Source organism: Nonomuraea jabiensis (genome assembly GCF_014204795.1).
Classification (GTDB): Bacteria; Actinomycetota; Actinomycetes; order Streptosporangiales; family Streptosporangiaceae; genus Nonomuraea; species Nonomuraea jabiensis.
This window is the reverse complement of sequence record NZ_JACHMB010000001.1, coordinates 2,881,522-2,902,974: the sequence shown is the minus strand read 5'-3', so window position 1 is coordinate 2,902,974 and position 21,453 is coordinate 2,881,522. Positions and strand designations below refer to the sequence as shown.

The window sequence follows — 21,453 nt, the reverse complement described above, 5'->3', positions numbered from 1 at the left end:
CTCGCCGCCTGGATGTAATTCCGGACTACTCCCGGCGAAGTAGTCCGCACGAAGGTGCCTTCCGGGGCGGTAGGCGCATGAGTCAACCACGGCACGACGCCCCAAGGCACGAGAAATACCACGATGTCCGGCTATGGAGACACAGTTCCGTTATGTCACGCCGGTGCCGCCGCACGCGGCGACCGGCCGGGTGGCCCAGGTCTACGCGCAGCTCGCGGACGACTTCGGCATGGCGCGCATGGCGGTCTTCCTGACGCTGTCGCCCGCGCCGGACGTGCTCGCCGCGACGTGGGCCATGCTGCGCGAGTCGCTGCTGGCCGGGAAGGCGTCCAGGACCGGGAAGGAGGTCGTGGCGCTGGGCGTGTCGCTGGCGAACCGGTGCCCGTTCTGCGTGGCCGCGCACACGACGCTGCTGCACGCGACCGGCGACCACCGGCTGGCGGAGACCGTCGCCGCCGGCGGCACGCCCGACGACCCCGAGCACGCCGCGATGCTGGCCTGGGCCACGTCGCGGCGCGGCGGGGCCCAGATCGGGCCCGAGCACATCGGCACGGCGCTCGCCTTCCACTTCGTCAACCGCATGGCCTCGGCGCTGCTCACCGAGAACCTCCTACCCGCGAACCTCCAGAAATCGCGCCTGGTCAGGAGCGTGGGCGGCCGGGTGATGGCCCGTACGGTGCGCAGGCGGCTGCTGTCAGGCGCGAGCCTGCCCCTGGTCGCGGACCTGCCCGCCGGGCCGGAGCCCGCCTGGGGCGCCGGCACGTCCGTGGGCGCCGCCTACGCCGCGCTGCGGGCCGCCGGCATCGCCGGTGGGGAACTGCTCGGGGACGCCGCCCGCGCGGCCGTGGCGGACACGGTGGCGGCCTGGGACGGGGAGCACCCGCCCATGGGCGGCGCCTGGCTGGACGCGCCGCTCGCCGAGGTCCCGGCGGGGGAGCGCGCCGGGGCCCGGCTGGCCCTGCTCGCCGCGCTCGCGCCGTACCGGGTGACCGACGCCGACGTGGCCGCCTGGCGCGGCTCGCGGCCGGACGAGGACCTGGTACGGCTCTGCGCGTACGGCGCGGCGTCGGCCATGGAACGCATGGAGACCTTCATCACCGCCTCAGCACTCACAGGAGATGGATCATGACCGCGCAACAGACCCTTGCCGCCCCGCCGGCGACCTGGCCCATGTGGGCGCTCAAGGTCGTGGCGCCCCTGCACGCCGTCGCACTGCTGTTCGAGGCGGTGGCGGCGGGCCTGCTGCTCTCCACGCCCGGCGGCCGGTCGCTGCACATGGCTACGGCCGTCGCCCTGCTCGTCATAGGGATCGTCCATGTCGTCGTGGCGATCCTTGTCCGCTGGCCCGGCGGTGGGAAGGCCACGTTCATCCTTCCGGCAGTGATCCTTCTGGTGGCCACGGTGGTGCAGGCGATTCTCGGAGTCGCCGGGCTGAAGGTCCTGCACGTGCCCTTGGGGGTGCTGATGTTCCACGGAGGCGTCGAGCAGCTCAACCGGGTCATGGCGCGGCAATGACCCACACGCGACGCGACGCGCTGCGGCTGCTGGGACTGGGCGCGGTGGCGGTGGCCGCTGTGCCGGGCTGCTCGCTGATCACCGGCACCCCGCAGCCGCAGCTCCTGGCGAGCACGGCGCCGCTGCCCAGGCCGTACGCGGTGCCGCTGCCGGTCCCGGAGGTGGCCAAGCCGGTGCGCAGCGCGGGCGGGGCCGACTTCTACGAGCTGACCGAGCGGGCGGCCGAGGTGGAGGTGCTGCCGGGCCTGCGTACCGGGATCTGGGGGTACGGGGGCACCTTCCCCGGGCCGACCATCGAGGCGCGCGCCGGGCGGCGGACCGTCGTGAAGCTGGTCAACCAGCTCGGCGAGCCGACCGTCCTGCACCTGCACGGCGGGCACACCCCGCCCGAGTCCGACGGCTTCCCCACCGACCTGGTGGCGCCGGGGGCGTCCCGCGAGTACGCGTTCCCGCTGGAGCAGCGGGCCGCCACGCTCTGGTACCACGACCATCGCATGGACTACACGGGGCCGCAGGTCTGGCGCGGGCTGGCCGGGATGTTCCTGGTGCGGGACGCGGAGGAGGAGGCGCTGCCGCTGCCCGCCGGGGAGCGCGACCTGCCGCTGCTGATCTGCGACCGGTCGTTCGCCGCCGACGGCACGATGCTGTATCCGGCGCTGGAGGGCCGGCCGGGGGTGCGGGAGGCGTACATGGGGGGCGTGCTCGGGGACGTCATCCTGGTGAACGGGGCGCCGTGGCCCGAGTTGCGGGTGGCCAGGGCCCGGTACCGGCTGCGGCTGTGCAACGCCTCCAACGCCCGGACGTACGAGCTGGCGACCGGTGGGCCGCTGGTCCAGATCGGCTCCGACGGCGGGCTGCTGGCTCAGCCGCGTACGGTGCGGCAGCTCCGGCTGGCTCCTGGCGAGCGGGCCGACGTGGTGGTCGACTTCTCCGCGTACAAGGTGGGTCAGCAGGTCGAGCTGCGGAACCTGGCGGGGGAGGGCGCGCAGGCGAGGGTCATGCGGTTCGCCGTGGACCGGGACGAGAGGGACGAGTCGGCCGTGCCGGCGCGGCTGTCCACGGTGGAGGCGCTCGACCCCGGGAAGGCGAAGGTGACGCGGGAGTTCGAGTTCAGCAGCGGGGGGATGGGGTGGCTGATCAACGGCAAGCCGTTCGACCCCAAGCGCGTGGAGGCCAGGTCCAGGCTGGGGGACGTCGAGGTCTGGCGGCTGACCAGTGACGTCGCCCATCCCGTGCACCTGCATCTCGACCACTTCCAGGTGCTGACGGTGAACGGGGAGCGACCGCAGGGGCCGCCCGCGTGGAAGGACACCGTGGAGCTACGCGAGGCCCAGACCGTGGAGATCGTCACCAGGTTCACCGACTATCGGGGGCGGTACGTGCTGCACTGCCACAACCTCGAACACGAGGACATGGCGATGATGGCGGCTTTCGAGGTCGTATGAGGCCCGCCGTCCGTGGTTGCCTTGGGGTCATCGACAGTCCGGGCGGGCGCGCTCAGAATCGGGACCATGGGTGAGCCTTATGTCGGCGCCAGGACGCCGCGACGGGAAGACGCCAGGTTGCTGACCGGCCGAGGCAGGTACGTCGGGGCGGTGCGGCTGCCGGGAACGGTCCACGCGTACGTGGTCCGCAGCCCCATCGCCCACGGGCGGCTGCTCGGCTGCGACGCCAAGGCGGCCTGGGCGGTCGAGGGCGTGCTCGACGTCATCACCCCCGGCGACGCCCCCGACCTGCGCCTGCCCTGCGTCCACCTGTCCCCCGGCCAGCGGCTGCAGTCCTACCGGGTGCTGGACGACGCCATCAGGTACGCCGGCCAGCCGCTCGCGCTCGTCGTCGCCCGGACCCCCGAGGCCGCCAGGGACGCCGCCGAGCTCGTCGATCTCTCGCTGGACGAGCTGCCGGCGGTGGTCGGGACGGAGCGGGCGATGCGGGACGGCGCCCCGCTGCTGTATCCGGAGTGGGGCACGAACGTGCTCACCGACTTCACGATGGGCGACGAGGACTGCGCCGCCTTCGTCGAGGGGGCCGCGCACGTCGTGGAGCTGACGTTCACGATGGGTCGGGTCTCGCCGTACCCCATGGAGCCGCGCGGCGTGGTGGCCTCGTACGACGACGACGAGCTGACCGTGCACATCTCCTCGCAGGCGCCGCACCAGGCGCGCGAGCACCTGGCGGAGGCGTTCGGGCTCTCCCACGACCGGGTACGCGTCATCAGCCGCGACACGGGCGGCGGGTTCGGCGGCAAGGAGCACGTCTACCCGGACGAGGCGCTCATCTGCCTGGCCTCGATGCGCCTGGGCCGGCCGGTGAGCTGGTCGGAGTCGCCGGGCGACCGGTTGGTCGCCACGCTGCCGGCGCGCGCCGCCGTGCACCGGGCGCGGCTGGCACTCGACGGCGACGGGCGCTTCGTGGCGATGTACGTGGACCTGGTCGGCGACCTCGGCGCGCACCCCTCGAACGTGGGCGCGTCGACCTTCGCGGTGACGGCCACCCTGCTGCCGGGCCCGTACCGGTTCGACCGGGTGGCGGTACGCGTGCGCGGCGTCGTCACGAACACCACGCCGACCGGCTCCTACCGCGGGTTCGGGCAGCCGGAGGGCAGCCTGACCAGGGAGCGGCTGATCGACGAGGCGGCGCGCCGGCTGGGGATCGACCGGGTCGAGCTGCGGCTGCGCAACATGCTGGGGCCCGGCGAGCTGCCGTACACCAACCGCGTCTACCAGCGCTACGACTCCGGCGACTACCCGCACGCCCTGCGTACCCTGCGCGACCTGGTCGCCCCCGTCGAGAAGGCAGACGGGCGCAGGCGCGGCATCGGCTACTCCTGCCATGTGGAGACCACGGGCATGGGTCCCTCGAAGGAGTTCAGGGACACCGGGATCCAGGCGGGCGGCTACGAGTCGGTGTTCCTGCGCATGGAGCAGGACGCGTCCGTGGTCGTGTCGTCGGGGGTGGTGTCGATAGGGCAGGGCATCGAGACGGCGCTGGCCCAGCTCGCGGCCGATCGGGTGGGGGTGCCGATCGAGCGGGTACGGGTGGTGCTGGGGGACACGGCGGCCACGCCGTACTCGTCGGTCGGGTCGATCGCCAGCCGCTCGCTCGTGGTCGGCGGCGGGGCGCTCACCCGGGCCGCGGAGCGGCTGCGCGGCAAGCTCGTGGCCCTGGCCGCGCACCGCCTGGAGGCGGCCCCCGGCGACCTGGAGATCGCCGACGGCGTGGTGCGGGTGAAGGGCGACCCGGCGGCCTCCCTCACGCTGCGGGAGCTGGCCACGTCGGCGTGGCGCGGCTGGGACCTGCCCGACGGGGTCGAGCCGGGCCTGGAGGAACGGGTCAGCTACGACCCCGACGCCTACACGTTCGCCTACGGGGCCCACGCGGCCGCCGTGGCCGTGGACCCGGAGACCGGGGCCGTCGAGGTGGAGCGCTACTGGGTCGTCAACGACGCCGGGGTGCTGGTCAATCCGGCCGTCGTGGAAGGCCAGATCCGCGGCGGCGTGGTCCAGGGGATCGGCCAGGCGCTCACCGAGGAGATCGTCTACACCCCCGAAGGCCAGCCCATCACCGACTACTTCCTGCCGACGACGCGGGAGGTGCCGGACATCGAGGTCGTGATGCTGGAGACGCCGTCGCCGCTGACGCCCGGCGGGATGAAGGGAGTGGGGGAGTCGGGCACGATCGGCCCTCCGGCCGCCATCGCCAATGCCGTGGCCGCCGCCCTCCCGGAGATCGCCGGCCGGATCACCGACGTCCCCTTGACCCCGTACTCGCTCTGGTCCCTGCTCGCGGAGGTGGCCGAGACCTCCTGAGCCGGTCGCGCCGCCGAGCGCGGGTGGCCGAGACCTCCTGAGCCGAGCGGGGTGGCCGAGACCTCTTGAGCCGGTCGCGTCGCCGGGCCTCGGCGGCGGCGACGCGAACCGGGCCCTCAGGAGCCGGTGGTCATGGCCGGACCGACAGGATGTCCTTCAGCTCCTTGCCCGCCCGCGACAGCGCCTGCTCCAGCGCTTGCATCCCCGCGGGCTTGGGCTTGGGCGGCGGCTCTCCACGCCTGCCCGGCCGGCGGGCGGCGGCGGGGGGCTGGGAGTCGATCTCGGATGTGTTCTCGTCAGTGCTCATGGCAGGGCCATACCCGGGCCCATACCCGTCGTTTCGGGCGGCGGCTAAAAAGAATTGCGATTTCTCCCCGAAGATTCGACCCAAATGGCCTCCCCGTGCGTACAGGTTTCGACGGCCGTGTACGTCGACCCAAAGGCGGGCCCTCTTGCTGAGTGAAACGCGCATTCGCTGTCCCTCTGTCCCGGAACCCCGGCAAACACAGGAGAGAGATGCCATGACCACGCTGCGATCAGCTCGTCGGAGCCGGCTGCAGTACGTGTGGCCGCTGCACGAGGACGTCCGGACGGTCGGCCACGCGAGGGCGATCATCCGCGAAGAATTGTCGGCACTCTCCCTTTGTTCGGATCTCGTCGACGACGCCGTCCTTATGGCGAGTGAATTGATCACCAATGCCCTGATGTACGGCGACGGCCCGTACGAACTGGCCCTGCACATCGACGAGAAAGAGATCATGTGCGTGGTCGTGGACAGCAGTCCGCTGCTGCCGGAGCCCGCCCCGCCGGACGTGCGGGCCGAGCACGGGCGGGGGCTGCGGATCGTCGCCAGGCTCTCCGACGGGTTCTACGGCTGCCATCCCCAGCGCTACGTCACCCACCCCGATCTCGTCGGCAAGGCCACCTGGTTCGCGCTGCCGCGGAGCGGGGCGCCCGGCAACGTGGTGCCGATCCGGGCCGGGACCTAAACGTCCGATTTGAGTCAGGAAAAATCGGGACTTTCCGACTAAATCCAGTTAATGTGTCAGCCGCAAGCCGGGGATGATCTTCGTCGCGTGACGGAGCCCTGGCAGTTCTGGAGGCTGAATGTCAGGCTGGAACTTGCGGACCGGTGCGACGACGGCAACGCTCGCGCTCGTCGCCACCACCCTCGCCACAACCGTGGCCCCGGGCACCGCATCGGCGGCCGCCGCCGTCTACTACGTGGACTCCGTCAACGGCAACGACTCCGCCTTGGGCACCTCGGAGACCACCGCGTGGAAGACCCTCACCAAGGCGACCGCGGCGAATCTGCCCCAAGGCGCCAAGCTGCTGCTGAAGCGCGGCAGCAGGTGGAAGGGGCAGCAACTCGCGATCACCGAGTCGGGCAGCGCGCAGGCCCCGATCGTCGTGGACACCTACGGCACGAGCACCGCCAGACCGATCATCTCCGGGGACGACGAGGCGTGCGTGAGCCTGGGGGGCAACCACATCGAGGTCTACAACCTGCAGGTGGGAGTTCCCCAGGACGACGGCCGCTGCAAGTGGGCCGGTGTGAAGGTGACGGGCAACGACAACGTCATCGAGCGCAACTACATCACGGGCGCCGCGGCCGGGGTCTACATCGCGCCGAAGGCGCAGTACAACGCGGTGACGGCCAACGATTTCGTCGACAACAACTTCATGAGCAAGAACACCGAGGAGCCGCGCAACGACGACTCGGGCGCGTTCGCGATCCTCGTCCAGGGCGACAACACCGACATCGGCTGGAACGAGTTCCGCGGCTCGATCGCGGACAGCTTCGACTACGGGCTGGACGGCGCGGCCGTGGAGATCTTCCTCGGCTCCGGCAACCGCATCCACCACAACATCTCGGTGGACAACGAGACCTTCACCGAGCTCGGCACCAGCCATGACGTCGACGAGGACGGCAACCCCGTGGACCCCGACGGCACCTCGGGCAACGTCTTCGAGTACAACGTGATCACCGGCCCCAAGACCGGCGCGGCCCTCGTCACCCGCGGCCCGCAGGAGCCCGGGGAGGACCCCGACCCGAACGGGCCCGTGTTCGGCACCGTGTTCCGCAACAACTCCGTGTACCTGCCCCAGGCGGGCTCCCAGGGCGTCGTCTGCGACGCCGGTTGCACCAACGCCCACCTGTCGATGTCGCAGAACATCATCCAGGTCACGGCCAAGACCGCCTACGGCCCGAACGTCACCGACAGCCACCACAACGTGTTCTTCGGCGCCACGCAGCACCAGATGGGCGGCCACGACAACATCACGGCCGACCCGCTGTTCAACCTGTCGAACACCGCCAACCCGCTGAGCCTGCGTGCCGGGAGCCCGGCCATCGACTTCGGGATCACCAAGTTCAGCAACAACGACGTGACCGGCCGGGCGATCGACGGCAGTGACGGCGCGGTCGACGCCGGGGCGTACGAGTACGACAAGTAACTTCCTGCGATTTGTCGCCGCCGTCCTCTACTCTCCGGGGCAAGTGATCAAGCCCGGCAAATCAGGAGAAGTGCGGACATGACCTACCTGGAGCTGTCAGAGGACGGCGGCGGATCGCACAAGTTCTATGACGTGACCGTGGCGGGCACCCGCGTCACGATCACGTACGGACGCATCGGCGAGACCGGCCAGACCAAGGTCACCGACTTCCCCACCGAGGCCAAGGCCCAGGCCGCGGCCGCCAAGAAGATCGGCGAGAAGACCCGCAAGGGGTACGCCCCGGCGGTCCGCGGGGTGCGCCAGCGCCGGGCCGTCACCCACCGGGCCATCCCCAGCACCCGGTCGACCGCCCAGCAGGCGCCGGTCCTGTGGCGCTTCGACAGCGGGGCGTCGGCGTTCGGCATCTTCGTGGACGACGAGCGCTGCTGGGTCGGCAACCAGCACGGCGACGTCTACACCGTCACCCACTCCGGCACCGTGACCGGCCGCTTCAAGCTGCCGGACGGCGTCAAGTGCATCGTGGCCGACGACTTCTGGATCTACGCCGGCTGCGACGACGGCCGCGTGTACGACCTGAGCGGCAAGGTGCCGAGGTCCGCGTACGAGATAGCCGCCGACGTGGACATCTACTGGCTCGACATCCACGACGGCGTGCTCGGCGTCTCCGACCGCGCCGGCGGGGTCACCACGATCGACTACGAGGACGAGTTCCAGTGGTCGCGCGGCGTCGCCGGCGACTCGGCCTGGATGGTCAGGTGCGACGAGGACTCGGTCTACCACGGGCACTCCAAGGGCGTGGCCCGCTACGACGTCCAGGACGGCACGCCCGTCTGGCAGACCGCACTCGGCGAGCAGGTGCTGTTCGGCTGGCAGGAGGCGCACTCCGTCTACGCCGGCACCGCCCGCGGCTCCGTGGGCCGCGTGATCCGCCTGGCCAAGGGCGACGGCCGGATCGAGGCCGCCTACCAGTGCGACGGCGCCGTCTACTCCTGCGCCACCTCGCCGGGCGGCCGCCACGTCTTCGCCGGTGACGACCGCTCGTCGGTCTACTGCTTCGACGCCTCCGGCGAGCGGCTGTGGAAGCTCGGCACCGGCTGCGGCTCCGCGTTCTCCATGCAGTTCCTGGACGACCGCCTCTACATCGTCACCACCGACGGCTCGCTGGCCTGCATCGACGCCGGCGAGGCGGCCATCGCCGCGGCCCGCGCGGGCAGCGTGCCGCAGCCCCTCGACGTCAAGGCGGCCGCGTCGCTGCAGGTGGTCGAGCCGTCGGTGACGGTGGAGACCACCACCGACGCGGGCGACGGCGTGGTGGTGGAGTGCTTCAAGGAGGGCGAGCGGCTGCGCGTCCGCGTGGTCAGCCCCGGCTACGAGTCGTGGAACGTGCAGTTCCCCAAGGACATCCGGGAGGCCGGAGCCCGCTACCTCGTCGACGGCGTGCGCTCCGCCGGCCGGGGCGGCTTCTACCGCGCGTACGGGGACATCCGCCGCCTGCTCTGACGCTCACGCGGCTCTCGCGGGACGGACGGTCGCCAGGACCAGGAGCCCCGCCGCCATGCCGGTGACGGCGCTCGCGGCCATGCCCGCGCGGTGCGGCGGGGCGTACGACATGGCGGCCGAGCTCGCGCCCTCTACCGCTACCTGACCGAGAGCCTGGGCGCGCTGCCCGCGATCGGGCGCATCGAGACCGCGCCGATCATCAGGACCGTGAAGCGGTTCGGGGCCGTGCTCCCGCTCTGACCCGATAATCGAGGCGTGCACAGGCCAACCAGGCGCTCGCTCCTCCGGCTCGGCGGCGTGACCGCGGCCGGGGTGCTCGGCGCGCTGGTGCCCGCCGGCCCCGCGCACACCCCGGACGACTCCTTCCTGCGCTTACGCCGCCGCTGGCGGGAGGTCACGGTGGGCGGCGGGTACGACCCGGCCGCCGAGCCGTACCGGACCTGGCTGGCCGAACTGGGCAGGACGGCCGCCCGCCACCGCGACACCATGGCCCCCGGCCGCGGCTCGCTCTGGCCCGACCAGGCGTTCCCCTCCTTCGTGGCCACGCCGCGGCGGCTGCGGGCCATGGCACAGGCGTACGTGCTGGAGGGCACCGGCCTGACCGGCGACGCGGGGCTGGCGGCGGCGGTCGCGGAAGGCGTGGACCACTACCGGCGCAGCGTGTACGCCGACGGCGCCGAGGCGACCGGCAACTGGTGGCACTGGCAGATCGGCGTGCCGAAGGCGCTGCTCGACGCGGCGGTGCTCGCCGGGGTGCCCGAGCCGGTGAGCGCGCGGCTGCGGGACGCGGTCGACCACTTCGTGCCGGAACGCAGGCTCGGCCAGTACAGGGGCAACAGCACCGCGGCCAACCGGGTGGACCTGTGCCTGGTGATGCTGCTGCGGGCCATGCTCGGCTCCGACTACGGCAAGGCGGCGCTGGCGGTGTCCGCGCTCGCGCCGGTGTTCCGCCTCGTCGGCGAGGGCGACGGGTTCTACCGGGACGGGTCGTTCATCCAGCACACGCACGTGCCCTACCAGGGAGCCTACGGGGTGACGCTGCTGACGGGGCTGGCGACGATGTTCGCGGTGCTGCGGGGCACGCCGTGGGAGGTCTCCGACCAGAACGTGTTCGACATGGTCGAGCGGTCGTTCGCGCCCTTCGTCCGCGACGGCGCCTGCATGGACCTGGTCCGCGGCAGAAGCGTCGGCCGCAAGCCGTTCGGCGACCACGAGCGGGGGCGGGAGATCGCCGCCGCGGTCCTGCTGCTGGGGGAGGGCGCCTCGGCCGCCGAGCGGGCGCGCTGGCACGCCATGGTCAAGGGCTGGGCGGTACGCGACACGTACCGGCCGATGCTGGAGCACCCCGAGCCCGCCTTCCACGCCCGGCTGGCCGCGGTCGTGGACGACGCCTCCGTGCCCGCGGCGCAGGAGCCGGTCGGGCACCGGCTGCTGCCGATGAGCGCCCGGGCCGTGCACCGCAGGCCGGGCTGGTGCGCGGCGCTCAGCATGGCCTCGTCCAGGATCGGCCACTACGAGCACGGCAACGGCGAGAACCTGCGCGGCTGGCACACCGGCTCGGGCATGCTCTATTGGTGGGCGGCGGGCCACGGCGACCAGTATTCGGACGACTTCTGGCCCACCGTGGACCCCTACCGGCTGCCCGGGACGATGGTCTCCACCAAGCGGCTGCCCGACGGCGCGGGCGGCGACTGGGGCGACACCTGCCCGCCGGGCCGGTGGGTGGGCGGGGCCACGGACGGCACGTACGCCACCGTGGGGCAGCACCTGAACGGCCTGGAGAGCACGATGGAGGCGTTCAGGTCGTGGTTCTTCCTCGACGACGCGATCGTGTGCCTGGGCGCGGGCATCACCGCGGAGGACGGCGTGCCCGTCGAGACGGTCGTGGACAACCGCAGGACCGGCGCCGCGCTGACGGTGCGGGAGGGCTGGGCCCACCTCGAAGGGCACGGCGGCTACGTCGTGCGCGGGCCCCTGCGCACGCTGCGCGAGCGCCGCGCCGGCGGCGGCGTGACCCGCGACTACGTGACGCTCTGGATCGACCACGGCGTCGATCCGCGGGCGGCCGGATACGTCTACCTGCTCATGCCCGGCGCCGGCCAGGAGGAGACCCGCGCGAGGGCCGCCGACCCCGGCTGGGTGCGCGTGCTCGCCAACACCGACCGCCTGCAGGCCGTCCACGTGCCCTCGCTGGGCCTCACCGCGGCGAACTTCTGGGCCGCCGGGACCGCGGGCGGCCTGACCGCCTCGGCCCCGTGCGCGGTGCTGGTGCGCGGGGACACGCTGACGGTGTCGGACCCCCGGTGCGACCTCGACGAGCTGACCGTCACGTGGGCGGGGGAGACGTTCACCTTCGACGGCCTGGCCGGCCGGGAGGGCGCCGCCACGACCGTGCGGCTCCGCTGACGACCTTCGAGGCGTCACTCCCAGAGCGCCGCCACCTGGGCGACCGCGCCGCGGCCCTGGGCGTAACCGGCTCGGGCGCTGGGCGTGCGTACCTCCGGGGCGAGCGGGTCGGTCCCGAAGGCGGCCAGCGAGTCGGCGTCCGGCCCGATCACCTCGACCCGGCCGTCGAGCGCGGCCCAGGACGGCTCGCCGACGTCGGGCATCGGGGCCAGCACCAGGACCCGGTCGAACCCGGCCGCGAGGTCGGAGTTGGTGCTCGTACGCACGCCGCCGTCCATGTACCGGACCCCGCCGATCGTCACGCACGGCCACACGCCGGGCACCGCGCAGCTGGCCGCCACCGCGTCCACCAGCTCCACCCCCGACCCGGGGTCGAACAGCCGGGTCTCGCCGCTGACCGCCTCGACCGCCACGATCACCAGGTCGCGCCGCGGCCACTCGTGCACGGGCAGCCGGGCCTCGATCACCTCGCGCCGCCTGGCCTCGCTGACCGTGTCGGCGGCCAGCGCCAGCGCGCCGATCTTCCGCCGCTGCTCGACCGGGTCGGACGTGCTCTCGTAGACCTCCTGGAGCTTCGCCCACAGCTCCTCCATCCGCACCCCGCTGGGCAGTTCGAGCGTCTGGAGCGTGGGATCGACCTGCCGCTCGAACAACTCGGAGAGCGGCAGGCCACTGGTGACCTGGGCGGCGACCGCCGAGCCCGCCGACGTGCCGACGATGCGGTCGGCCCCTGTCACGTCCACACCGCCGTCGGCGAGCGCCGCCAGCACGCCCGTCGTCCACGCGATCCCGGCGACCCCGCCGCCACCCAGCACCAGTGCCCGCTTGCTCATCGGCCCTCCTCATAGGGGTTTTCCACCCCAACGCCCGGGGCCCGCGGGCGTCTTCCGCCGATCTCAGCCGGCGAGCGACGTCGGCCGGCCGGCGATCTCAGCCGGCGAGCACCTTGCGCAGCACCGCGGCGAACTCCTCGGTCCTGCCGATGAAGCCGCCGTGGTCGCCGGGGAACTCCGTCGGAGCCGTGCCCAGCAGCTCGGCCAGCGCCACGGAGGTCCGGTACGTGACCAGCCCGCCCGACTCGTCACCGATGCCCACCACGACCCGGGCCGGGGCGGCCTTCAGCGCGGCGACGTCGGGCACGTAGCGGGTGGTGCCACGCAGCTCATGGGCGAAGAAGCGCGCGCTGTCGGCCAGCATCTGCTCCGTCGGCTCCCCGGGAGGGCCGGCCGGGGCGCCCTCGTCGCCCTGGTCGAACCCGGCGGTGGCCATGAACTTGGCGAAAGCCGCCCAGACGCCGTCCCGGTGGTAGGTCGCGATGATGTCCTCGGTCGCGGCGCGCTGGTCGGCGGCGTCGGGGAGCAGCTCCAGCGAGGGCGGCTCGTGCGCGACGAGCGTACGGACCCGGCCGGGGTGCCGGGCCACCAGCGCCAGGCCGGTCACCGCGCCGCCGCTGCTGCCGAACACGTCGGCGGTCTCGACGCCCAGGGTGTCCAGGAGCCGGGCCAGGTCGTCGGCCCGCAGCTCGGGGGTGGAGTCCTGGGTGGGGTCGTGGAGCACGCTGCCCGAGATGCCCCGCGGGTCGTGGGTGACCACCGTGTAGTCGCCCGCCATCGCCTCGGCCAGTGGCGCGAAGTCGGCCGCGGCCATCGGCGCCCCCGTGACCACCAGCACCGGGCCGGCGCCGCGGACCTCGTAGTGCAGGCGTCCGCCCGGGATGGCGAGGGTGTGCGTGCTCGTCATGGAAACCTCCAGTCATTTCACCGTCGCCGATATGACTCCCGCCGCCGGCGGAACTCATCGGCCGATGGCGGCCAGATTGATGACTACCTGGGTGCTCCGTCCCTTCTGGAACCAGGCGATGCCGTCCCGCAGGGCCAGGATGGGAGTGCGCTTGAGGCCCGTCTGGATCTGGTACAGCAGGCCGGCGCGTCCCGTGGCGAGGTCGTACAGGGTGACCCACTTCTGCCCGCCGGGGACCGCCTGGAGCAGCCGGACGAAGCGGTCCATGGAAAGCTCCCCGTGGGTGTACCCCGGCAGCTTCCGCAGCCCCGCGCCGTCGCGCCGCCACGCCTCCTCGCCGTTGAAGCACCACGTCACCCCGCAGTCGGTCCACGACGTCCGCCCGGCGGGAGGGACCACGTCCCTGCGTTCGCCGGTGAGGAGGTTCTTCAGGTGCTCCACGGGACGGCGGCTGAGGTCGCCGACCATGCTGTCGTTTCGCGGTGACCCGGCCCAGGGCCATTCGACCAGGCTGTACCCCTTCGTCCCGTCGATCAGGGTCGCCTTCCCGCCCTTCAGCGGGGCCCGATAGACGCCGCCCTCGTCGGGCGACCACACCACCAGGCCGTCCGCGATGGCCAGGCGGGAGATCCCCAAGGTCATGTTGTCGCGGGTGACCGTGGCGCGGTCCGAGGCGATCCGGCGGGGCACGCCGCCCGTGACCGGTACCGTCCAGACCTCCTTCATACGGCCGCTGAACGCCGCCCACGCCAGGTGACCGTCGCCGAAGACCAGCGGGTGGTTCCCCACGTCCTTCTTCCTGAGCCGCGCGATCGTGGCGAACGTCCGCTTGTCCAGGTCGTACGACCAGATCTCGAGCGGCCGGTTCTCGGGGTATCCCCGTCCCACCACGACCCGATCGCTGACGAACACGTCCGGCATGAACCCCGCACCGCCCGGTCCCTTGGTCGGGATTTCGTGTACGGCGCCCGGCCACATCTGTTCGACGGGGGCCACCGAAGTGTCGGGGGTCGGCCGGACCGCCGGAGCGGGTGAGGTGACCGTACGGGTGACCACGACGGTGGCCGCCACCACGATCAGGATCGCGGCCGCCACCGCCAGCGGCGCCCACCACCTCGCGCCGGACGACCGCTCGCGCGGCGCGGGCAGGTGGCGGGGCCGCCCGTCGTCGCGTACGGTCTCGGCCCTGGCGGCCAGCGCGTCCCTCAGGCGTTCCTCGATGCCGGTCATGCCCTGCCTCCCATTTCGGGGCCTCCCATTTCGGGGCCTCGCATTTCTGGGCCTCGCATTTCGCGGCCTCCCAGTTCGCGCTGGAGCCGGTCCAGGGCCCTGGAGGCGGTGGACCGCACGGTGCTCTGCCTGACGCGCGTCGCCTTCGCGATCTCGGCGTCGGAAAGATCGAGGTAGTAGCGCAGGACGAGGACCTCGCGCTGCCGCCTGGGCAGCCGGCCCAGCGCGTCGAGCATCTCCTGGCGCGACTCCCCCAGGAGCGCGGCCGTCTCCGCCGAGTCGACCTGCTCGCTCGACCCGCCCAGCGGCGCCCGGGCGGCCACGCCGCGCCTGCGCAGGACCGAGCGGGAGGCGTTCAGCACGCAGACGCGGACGTAGGCCAGGGTGAGCTTCTCGGGGCGTATGCCGTGCAACCTGGAGAAGACGTCCTGCACGACGTCCTCGGCGCTCTCCCGGTCGCCGACGAGGAGCACGGCCAGGCGCACCAGGGCGAGCCAGTGCTCGCGGTACAGAATCGCCAGCACCGCCTCGACTTCGGGCGGCGCGGGCGCGCGGGCGACTGTCTCACCGTTCATGCCTTAGGAACGCGCACCGTCCCCGATCCGCTGCATCGCCGGGCGGCGCAGCCAGGTGGCCCAGCGCCAGAGCCACTCCATGGGGCCGTACCGGAAGCGGCGCAGCCAGAGGGTGGAGATCAGCCACTGGCCCGCGAGGATGGCCCCGGCGATCAGCAGCACCGTCGTCACCGGCCAGGTCTCCGGCGGGCCGGTCACGAACTTGGAGATCACCAGGACGAGGACCGTGGCGGACAGGTAGTTGGTCAGGGCCATCCGGCCCAGCGGGGCGAAGACGGCCTGCAGGACCGGCCGGAGCGGCGTCCTGAGCAGGACCAGCAGGCCGCACACGTACACGCCGGCCATGAGCAGCCCGCCGACGGCGAGCGATCCGTCCTGCGCGCGTTCCTGCAGCCACAGGGCGAGCGCCGCGCCGGCCGCGAAGAGCACGGTCAGCGCCACGGGGGCGGAGCGTTCGATCCGGTCGATCACCCCGTACCGGGTCAGCGCCGATCCGGCCAGGAACAGCCCGGGGACCAGCGCGGTCCCGCCGCCGAAGGCGAGCGCCGCGACGACGAGCGCGACGGCGAGGCCCGCCACGGCCCAGCGCGGCAGCCACGTCGAGGGCAGGAGCACCACCAGGCCGACGACGGCGTAGATGGTCAGGATGTCGCCCCGCCAGAGCGCGAACATGTGCACCAGGCCGATCGCGAGCAGCACCAGGAGCCGGCGCAGCAGGAGCAGCCGCGGGCTGGTGGTGCGCCCGGCCGCGGACTCCAGGAGCAGCGAGAAGCCGATGCCGAACAGCAGCGAGAAGATCGGGAAGAACCGCTGCTCGACCAGCAGCCCCATCCACATCGCGCCAGGGCTCTCCGCCGCGTGGTGGACGGCGACGAGGGCGTCGCCGACGTGGGCGATCGGCTGGACGTTGGCCAGGAGGATCCCGCAGAGCGCGAAGCCGCGTATGACGTCGAGCGCGCTGATCCGCGCTCTTCTTCGGGAATCTGGTGTTTCGGGTGGCATGACGCCTCATCCTGCGGGCTCATGCCGGTGCCGGCTTCGGCCGGAAGCAGGGTTCGCGACAGTACTTTCGGCCGGACCTGTGGCCTCAGGGGGTGACGACCTCCAGGTCGCCGGAGTCGCTGGAAACCTCGATCGTACGCGGCGCCGCGGCGTCGGTGGCCGCCGTGACGTGCTTGCTGCCGGAGTCGGTCTTGGCGATCACCTTGTACGGCCCCTGCGGCACGCGGACCCTGATCGCGCCCGAGTCCGAGGTGCTGACGACCTTGTCCGGCTGCGCGGTGAAGGCGAGCTCGACGTCCCCCGAGTCGGTCTCCGTGACGATCCGCTTGCCCGACAGCCCGCTGGCCTCGATCACCCCGGAGTCGCTCTGGACGTCCATCTCGCCGGACAGGCCCTTCAGCGTCAGGTCCCCGGAGTCGGAGTTGACCTTGACACGGAGCCCCTTGGGGATCTCCACCTTGTAGTTCACGTCACAGGCCGTGCCCCCGCTCCCCAGCCCCCAGGTGCGGGGGCACTTGTACGTCAGGGCGAGCGTGTCGCCCTCCACGCCATGGCTGGTCTCCGGCTTGTTCTTGCGCCAGACGAGATGCTCGGTCACGTGGATGCCCTGGCGGTCCGACTCCACCACCTCGATGGTGCCGGAGTCGGACCCGACCCTGATGCCGGCCACCTTGTCGGTGACGTCGTAGGACTTGGTCTCCTCATCGACGGGTCCACCGAGGCCGCAGCCGGTTAACACCGCCGCGACCCCCAGCAGCCCTGCGATCATGCCCGCTCTCTTCATGCCCATAACGCCTAAGTGTGGGTCACGAGACCCTGCCCGGGCGTCGGGGAGTTCCCTGAGACGTCCCTGAAGACTCCCTCAGGGGTGGGGGTCACCAGCCGAGCTCGTCGCAGCCGGTGTGGTCGGCCGGCTCCACCTGGAGCGTCGCGTGCGCCACGCCGTGTCGGCGGAGCAGCAGGTCGCGGGCCTTGTCCAGGATGGCGTGGTGGTCCTTCGGGTCGACGGTCACCAGGTGGGCGGTGGCGACGTTCATGCCGGAGGTGAGGGTCCACAGGTGCAGGTCGTGCACGTCGCGTACGCCGTCGAGCGCCGCCAGGTCGGCCGCCACCGCGGCCGCGTCCATGCCCTCGGGCACGTGCTGGCCCAGCACCGCGAAGACCTGACGGCCGAGGGAGATCGCGCGCAGGGCGACGAAGACGCCGATGGCGAGGGCGACGACCGTGTCCCAGAACGTCTGGCCGGTGGCCGTGATCAGCCAGCCCGCCGCGATGACGCCGACGGACCCGGCCGTGTCGGCCACGACCTCCAGGTAGGCGCCCTTGACGTTGAGGCTCTCGGCGGCCCCGGCGCGCAGCAGCAACAGGGCGACGAGGTTGACGACCAGGCCGACGCCGCCGACGACGAGCATCGGGCCGGAGGAGACCTCCGCGGGTTCGCCGATCCGCCCGATGGCCTCGGCGACCACGTACAGCGCGACGCCGAGCATCATGACCACGGCCAGCAGGGACGCGAACACCTCGGCCCGGTAGGAGCCGTAGCTGCGCCTTCCCGTGGCGTCCGGCCGGGCGGCGATGCGGGTGGCCACCAGGGCGGCGCCCAGCGTGACGACGTCCGCGGCCATGTGCCCGGCGTCCGACATCAGCGCCAGCGAGCCGGAGATCAGGCCGTAGACCAGCTCGACCACGAAGAACGCGCCGATCAGGACGAACGAGACTGTCAGCCGCCACCGGTGCCGGGCACCGGCGTGCCCGTGTCCGTGCCCCGCGCCCATCAGTCTGTCCCGTCCCGTTCGGGGTGGATGGCCTCGGTGTGCTCGGTGTGGGCGAGCGCCAGGTCGAGCAGCATGCGTACGTGGGGGTCGTCCAGCCGGTAGTACGCCATCCGCCCGGCGCGCCGGGCGACGACGATGCGGTGGGCGCGCAGCAGCCGCAGGGCGTGGGAGACCGCGGACTCGCTCTGGCCGGTCACCGCGGCCAGGTCGCACACGCACAGCTCTCCGTCCAGCAGCGCCACGAGCAGCCGCAGCCGGTTCGGATCGGACAGCAGGCCGAAGATGTCGGCGGTGTCGGCCAGATCGTCGGCCGCCGGCATTCGCTCGCACACGGCGGCGACGCGGTCGGGGTCGACCACCCGGACCGCGCACCCGTCCGGAGACAGGACGACTCGCTCACTTGAAGAGCTATTCATATAAACAACGATAGCCCGCGAAGCGATCCCTCCGTCAAGATTCTCCGCGCGTGCCCTTTCAAACCTGACCGCGAAAAGGGCTTCGGCCCGGCCTCGAACACGAGACCGGGCCGAAGTATGCGCAGCTCAGCGCTTCATGAGGGCGAACACGCCCCAGCCGAGCAAATGCCGCCGGAAGCGGACGTACCGCATCGGCTCGCGCGACAGCTCGGCGCGCAGTTCGGGCGCGAGCTCGTCGTCGGGGTTGGCGTCCAGCCAGGTGCGCAGGTTGCGCCACTGGGCGGCGTAGTACCGGTCCCAGCTGTCCTCGTCGGCGAGCACCATCTCGACGACGTCGTACCCGAGCCCGTCGAACACCTCGAAGAGGCCGGGCAGCGTCCCGAAGTCGTCGCGCGAGGTCGCGTGGCACGCCTCGACGGCCTCCTGGCTGGGCGGCTCGGCCCGCCAGAACACCTCACCGATCAGCATCGTGCCGCCCGGGCGCAGGCTGCGCTCCAGCAGCGCGACCGTGCCGGCGGTCCCGCCGCCGATCCACGTCGCGCCGACGCACGCCGCGACGTCGACCGGCTCGCCGGCCACGTACGTGGAGGCGTCCCCGTGCGTGAACCGCACCCGCTCGCCGACGCCGAGCTCGGCGGCTCGCTCGCGGGCGGCGGCGAGGAAGACGGTGCTGATGTCGACCCCGGTGCCGGCGATCCCGTGATCGCGGGACCAGGTGCACAACAGCTCACCCTTGCCGCAGCACAGGTCGAGCACGGTGGCTCCGGGCCGCAGCCCGATCGCCGCGCCGAGCGTGGCCAGCTTCTCAGGGGTGAACGGGTTGAGAATCCGGTGGCTGCTCTCCCGGATGGTGAAGCTACGTGGCAGATCCAAGATCGTGAGTCCTTACGTGTGATGACTGATTTACCGGGGTCAGCTCATCGACACGCATAAAGCAACTCCTCCGTCACGAGATGGTGATCGCGACCTTAGCCCTCGGCGGATTCCGGCGGCAAACGAATTTCCTCGTGCGCGTCCAGGAGATCCAGGTAGCCCTGTACGGCCTCCCACAGGTGGTGCTCGGGGTAGCGTCCCAGGGTGCGGTGCCGCCGGCGCCACTGCCGGTCCCAGTACGAGTCGCGTACGGCGCGCAGATGGTCCAGCGCCGCCTGCAACTCCCCGGCGACCTGGGCGGGCTCCTCCTGGGGCCGGGACGCCACCTCCCGCACCCGGTCGAAGCGGCGCTCGGCCAGCGCGTCGAGCACGTCCTGCTCGGGCCCGTCCAGCGACCAGAACCGCACCGGGTCGTGGATGCGATGGTTCTCCACCGGATCCAGGTGGGAGCGCCACCAGTACGCGACCCCGCCCTTGTCCAGCCGGAGGAAGTCGACCAGCCACGCGGTGCCGGGCGGCTGGGAGCCCCAGGTCACCTCCTCCGGGGGGAGGTTCAGCACCAGGACGATCTCCAGGTGGTCGATGGGGTCGGCGCCGGTGAGCAGGTCGCCGAAGACGTGCGCGGCGCGCAGGAAGGGTTGGTCCGCGGGCACGCGGCGGGTCTGGTCGCAGGCTTGGGCGAGCTGCCGCAGCCGCTCCACCGCTCGCCGGTAGCGCATCCTCCGCTCACCTCCGTGTCCCGGACCCGCGACCCAGCGTACGGTCTCCCCACCCCACCCCACCCGCCCCCCTGCCCACCGGCCATCCCCGACGGCCATCCCCGGCGCCGCCGGCCGCCCTCATGTCGCCAGCCCCCTGGGCCCGGTCACCCGCGCATCGGCCGCTGGTTGTCACGGCCGTCGCGCCAGGGCCGGTGCCTGGTACGCCCACTGCCAGGCCAGCTCCAGCGGCCCCCGGCTGAACCGCCGCAGCCACAGCGACGACAGCACCATGAACAACACGCAGATCCCGGCCCACGCCCCCGGCACCCACCAGGGCCGCAGCCCGTCGAACCGTTCCGCCAGCCCCAGACCCCAGCCGTAGCAGAGGACACTGGCCGCCAGGTTCTGGAAGACGTAGCAGGACAGCGCCGTCCGCCCGACGTCCGTAATGCCCCTCCTGAGCACGCCCGGCGCACCGCCCATACCGAGCACGATCGAGGTGATCAGCCCCAGCAGACCCAGGGCGACCAGCGGCGCCAGCAGATAGCGGTCGACGGCGAACCACGCCGGCCCAGCGAAGGAGGTCGCCAGGTTCAGCGGCACACCGGCACCAAGGCCGACGACGATCAGCCTCCTCCGCAGACCAGCACCGCGCTCCTCGAAGACGCCCGCACGCATCAGGCGGGCCCCGAGCAGGAACAGCACGATGCCCATGGGGATGATGAACACCAGCTCCGCGCGGAAGACGGCGACATGCCGCAGGCGGAAGACGACCTGGTCGAGCCAGCCGTCCTGGGGGTAGATCGGGGTGCCGCCACCGGCCGGCCCCGCCATCAGGGCCGCCGTGAGCAGGGCCACCATGGCGACGTGCAGTGCTCCAGCGGCGACCATCCAGGCGGTGACCGCACGGCGGCTCCTGCCCACCACGTACGCCACGATCATGGAGGTGATCGCGTACCCCATCAGCACGTCGAACTCGAAGACGAGGACGTAGTGCAGCGCCCCCTCGACGAACAGCAGCGTCGCACGCCAGAGATACCTGCCCGGCCACGTCAGCCCGCGCCGGACCGCACTGCGGTACTGCAACTCCAGGCCGACCCCGAAGAGCAGGGTCAGCAGCCCGAGGAACTTGCCGTTCGACAGGAACCTCAGGAACGTCTCCACCACACCGGCGCCGCCCCCGAACTGAAGGAACTCGGCGGATCCGCCCGGTGCGGTGAAGATCCAGATGTTCGTGCCGAGCGTGCCCATGATGGCCACGCCCCGTAACACGTCAAGCGCGTCGATACGTCTGGTCACACCATCAAGCCTGGTGGCGGGGTGGCCCGTCCCAGTCGTCCCGGCGAGCGAAATGAGCCGTACATCGATCGATGTATGGCTTTACATCTTTGGTCAATCCCCGGACGAGACGGACGGAGCCGGCAGCGACCGCCGATGACCCGGCCCCGCTGGAC

The 21,453-nt window shown here is 72.0% G+C and carries 21 protein-coding genes; 9 read left to right on the top strand and 12 right to left on the bottom strand.

Annotated features, from left to right (window positions below; genetic code table 11):
- Positions 1 to 133: 133 nt before the first annotated feature.
- From HD596_RS12650 to HD596_RS12635, 4 genes are all read left to right on the top strand, one after another.
- Entirely contained in the window at positions 134 to 1,129 is a 996-nt protein-coding gene (locus HD596_RS12650) for a carboxymuconolactone decarboxylase family protein (protein WP_185069442.1), read from the top strand.
- Entirely contained in the window at positions 1,126 to 1,515 is a 390-nt protein-coding gene (locus tag HD596_RS12645; RefSeq protein WP_221519299.1) for a hypothetical protein, read from the top strand. Before HD596_RS12650 ends, HD596_RS12645 begins: the two co-directional genes overlap by 4 nt.
- Positions 1,512 to 2,960 carry a multicopper oxidase family protein gene (locus HD596_RS12640; protein WP_185069441.1) on the top strand — a complete coding sequence of 483 codons (1,449 nt, stop codon included), beginning with the start codon at positions 1,512 to 1,514 and terminating at the stop codon, positions 2,958 to 2,960. Before HD596_RS12645 ends, HD596_RS12640 begins: the two co-directional genes overlap by 4 nt.
- 66 nt (positions 2,961 to 3,026) lie before the next feature.
- Positions 3,027 to 5,324: a xanthine dehydrogenase family protein molybdopterin-binding subunit gene (locus HD596_RS12635; protein WP_185069440.1), complete on the top strand. Its 2,298-nt coding sequence runs from the start codon at positions 3,027 to 3,029 to the stop codon at positions 5,322 to 5,324.
- 130 nt (positions 5,325 to 5,454) lie between these two features.
- Here the strand turns inward: HD596_RS12635 and HD596_RS12630 are convergent, their stop codons facing one another.
- Positions 5,455 to 5,631, bottom strand: coding sequence for a hypothetical protein (locus tag HD596_RS12630; RefSeq protein ID WP_185069439.1), 177 nt, complete (start codon positions 5,629 to 5,631; stop codon positions 5,455 to 5,457).
- Between the two features lie 214 nt (positions 5,632 to 5,845).
- Between HD596_RS12630 and HD596_RS12625 the strand changes: the two genes are divergently transcribed.
- The 5 genes from HD596_RS12625 (at position 5,846) to HD596_RS12605 (ending at position 11,687) form a co-directional block, all read left to right on the top strand.
- Positions 5,846 to 6,313, top strand: a complete 468-nt coding sequence (locus HD596_RS12625) for an ATP-binding protein (RefSeq protein WP_185069438.1) — start codon at positions 5,846 to 5,848, stop codon at positions 6,311 to 6,313.
- A 118-nt stretch (positions 6,314 to 6,431) separates the two neighbouring features.
- Positions 6,432 to 7,781 (top strand): right-handed parallel beta-helix repeat-containing protein, encoded by a 1,350-nt coding sequence (locus tag HD596_RS12620; RefSeq protein WP_185069437.1) that lies wholly within the window; start codon positions 6,432 to 6,434, stop codon positions 7,779 to 7,781.
- A 78-nt stretch (positions 7,782 to 7,859) separates the two neighbouring features.
- Positions 7,860 to 9,281: a WGR domain-containing protein gene (locus tag HD596_RS12615; RefSeq protein WP_185069436.1), complete on the top strand. Its 1,422-nt coding sequence runs from the start codon at positions 7,860 to 7,862 to the stop codon at positions 9,279 to 9,281.
- A 90-nt stretch (positions 9,282 to 9,371) separates the two neighbouring features.
- Positions 9,372 to 9,521 (top strand): hypothetical protein, encoded by a 150-nt coding sequence (locus tag HD596_RS12610; protein WP_221519298.1) that lies wholly within the window; start codon positions 9,372 to 9,374, stop codon positions 9,519 to 9,521.
- Positions 9,522 to 9,536: 15 nt separating this feature from the next.
- Positions 9,537 to 11,687, top strand: a complete 2,151-nt coding sequence (locus HD596_RS12605) for a polysaccharide lyase 8 family protein (protein ID WP_185069435.1) — start codon at positions 9,537 to 9,539, stop codon at positions 11,685 to 11,687.
- Between the two features lie 14 nt (positions 11,688 to 11,701).
- Here the strand turns inward: HD596_RS12605 and HD596_RS12600 are convergent, their stop codons facing one another.
- The 11 genes from HD596_RS12600 to HD596_RS12550 form a co-directional block, all read right to left on the bottom strand.
- Positions 11,702 to 12,520: a patatin-like phospholipase family protein gene (locus HD596_RS12600; protein ID WP_185069434.1), complete on the bottom strand. Its 819-nt coding sequence runs from the start codon at positions 12,518 to 12,520 to the stop codon at positions 11,702 to 11,704.
- Between the two features lie 97 nt (positions 12,521 to 12,617).
- The gene (locus HD596_RS12595) at positions 12,618 to 13,427 is read right to left on the bottom strand and encodes an alpha/beta fold hydrolase (RefSeq protein ID WP_185069433.1); all 810 of its coding nucleotides are present in this window, start codon (positions 13,425 to 13,427) and stop codon (positions 12,618 to 12,620) included.
- A gap of 54 nt (positions 13,428 to 13,481) precedes the next feature.
- Entirely contained in the window at positions 13,482 to 14,657 is a 1,176-nt protein-coding gene (locus HD596_RS12590) for a TolB-like translocation protein (RefSeq protein WP_185069432.1), read from the bottom strand.
- Positions 14,654 to 15,232: an RNA polymerase sigma factor gene (locus HD596_RS12585; RefSeq protein WP_185069431.1), complete on the bottom strand. Its 579-nt coding sequence runs from the start codon at positions 15,230 to 15,232 to the stop codon at positions 14,654 to 14,656. The genes HD596_RS12590 and HD596_RS12585 overlap by 4 nt, the downstream gene beginning before the upstream one ends.
- A gap of 3 nt (positions 15,233 to 15,235) precedes the next feature.
- Positions 15,236 to 16,234: a DUF418 domain-containing protein gene (locus HD596_RS12580; RefSeq protein WP_185069430.1), complete on the bottom strand. Its 999-nt coding sequence runs from the start codon at positions 16,232 to 16,234 to the stop codon at positions 15,236 to 15,238.
- Between the two features lie 85 nt (positions 16,235 to 16,319).
- Entirely contained in the window at positions 16,320 to 17,024 is a 705-nt protein-coding gene (locus tag HD596_RS12575) for a DUF4097 family beta strand repeat-containing protein (RefSeq protein ID WP_185069429.1), read from the bottom strand.
- Positions 17,025 to 17,109: 85 nt separating this feature from the next.
- Positions 17,110 to 18,009 (bottom strand): cation diffusion facilitator family transporter, encoded by a 900-nt coding sequence (locus HD596_RS12570; protein ID WP_185069428.1) that lies wholly within the window; start codon positions 18,007 to 18,009, stop codon positions 17,110 to 17,112.
- Positions 18,009 to 18,425, bottom strand: coding sequence for an ArsR/SmtB family transcription factor (locus tag HD596_RS12565; RefSeq protein ID WP_185069427.1), 417 nt, complete (start codon positions 18,423 to 18,425; stop codon positions 18,009 to 18,011). Before HD596_RS12565 ends, HD596_RS12570 begins: the two co-directional genes overlap by 1 nt.
- 126 nt (positions 18,426 to 18,551) lie before the next feature.
- On the bottom strand, positions 18,552 to 19,298 hold the full coding sequence (locus HD596_RS12560; RefSeq protein ID WP_185069426.1) for an SAM-dependent methyltransferase: 747 nt from the start codon (positions 19,296 to 19,298) through the stop codon (positions 18,552 to 18,554).
- Positions 19,299 to 19,393: 95 nt separating this feature from the next.
- Entirely contained in the window at positions 19,394 to 20,017 is a 624-nt protein-coding gene (locus HD596_RS12555; protein ID WP_185069425.1) for a DUF7711 family protein, read from the bottom strand.
- A 171-nt stretch (positions 20,018 to 20,188) separates the two neighbouring features.
- Entirely contained in the window at positions 20,189 to 21,298 is a 1,110-nt protein-coding gene (locus HD596_RS12550) for a DUF418 domain-containing protein (protein WP_313043760.1), read from the bottom strand.
- Between the last annotated feature and the right edge of the window lie 155 nt (positions 21,299 to 21,453).

Bases quoted from the DNA above. Each gene is read 5' to 3' on its own strand.
- HD596_RS12635 (WP_185069440.1), top strand. From the start codon at position 3,027: ATGGGTGAGCCTTATGTCGGCGCCAGGACGCCGCGACGGGAAGACGCC.
- HD596_RS12620 (WP_185069437.1), top strand. From the start codon at position 6,432: ATGTCAGGCTGGAACTTGCGGACCGGTGCGACGACGGCAACGCTCGCG.
- HD596_RS12625 (WP_185069438.1), top strand. From the start codon at position 5,846: ATGACCACGCTGCGATCAGCTCGTCGGAGCCGGCTGCAGTACGTGTGG.
- HD596_RS12570 (WP_185069428.1), bottom strand. From the start codon at position 18,009: ATGGGCGCGGGGCACGGACACGGGCACGCCGGTGCCCGGCACCGGTGG.
- HD596_RS12615 (WP_185069436.1), top strand. From the start codon at position 7,860: ATGACCTACCTGGAGCTGTCAGAGGACGGCGGCGGATCGCACAAGTTC.
- HD596_RS12580 (WP_185069430.1), bottom strand. From the start codon at position 16,234: ATGCCACCCGAAACACCAGATTCCCGAAGAAGAGCGCGGATCAGCGCG.
- HD596_RS12555 (WP_185069425.1), bottom strand. From the start codon at position 20,017: ATGCGCTACCGGCGAGCGGTGGAGCGGCTGCGGCAGCTCGCCCAAGCC.
- HD596_RS12640 (WP_185069441.1), top strand. From the start codon at position 1,512: ATGACCCACACGCGACGCGACGCGCTGCGGCTGCTGGGACTGGGCGCG.
- HD596_RS12590 (WP_185069432.1), bottom strand. From the start codon at position 14,657: ATGACCGGCATCGAGGAACGCCTGAGGGACGCGCTGGCCGCCAGGGCC.
- HD596_RS12595 (WP_185069433.1), bottom strand. From the start codon at position 13,427: ATGACGAGCACGCACACCCTCGCCATCCCGGGCGGACGCCTGCACTAC.
- HD596_RS12600 (WP_185069434.1), bottom strand. From the start codon at position 12,520: ATGAGCAAGCGGGCACTGGTGCTGGGTGGCGGCGGGGTCGCCGGGATC.
- HD596_RS12645 (WP_221519299.1), top strand. From the start codon at position 1,126: ATGACCGCGCAACAGACCCTTGCCGCCCCGCCGGCGACCTGGCCCATG.
- HD596_RS12650 (WP_185069442.1), top strand. From the start codon at position 134: ATGGAGACACAGTTCCGTTATGTCACGCCGGTGCCGCCGCACGCGGCG.
- HD596_RS12585 (WP_185069431.1), bottom strand. From the start codon at position 15,232: ATGAACGGTGAGACAGTCGCCCGCGCGCCCGCGCCGCCCGAAGTCGAG.
- HD596_RS12575 (WP_185069429.1), bottom strand. From the start codon at position 17,024: ATGGGCATGAAGAGAGCGGGCATGATCGCAGGGCTGCTGGGGGTCGCG.
- HD596_RS12565 (WP_185069427.1), bottom strand. From the start codon at position 18,425: ATGAATAGCTCTTCAAGTGAGCGAGTCGTCCTGTCTCCGGACGGGTGC.
- HD596_RS12630 (WP_185069439.1), bottom strand. From the start codon at position 5,631: ATGAGCACTGACGAGAACACATCCGAGATCGACTCCCAGCCCCCCGCC.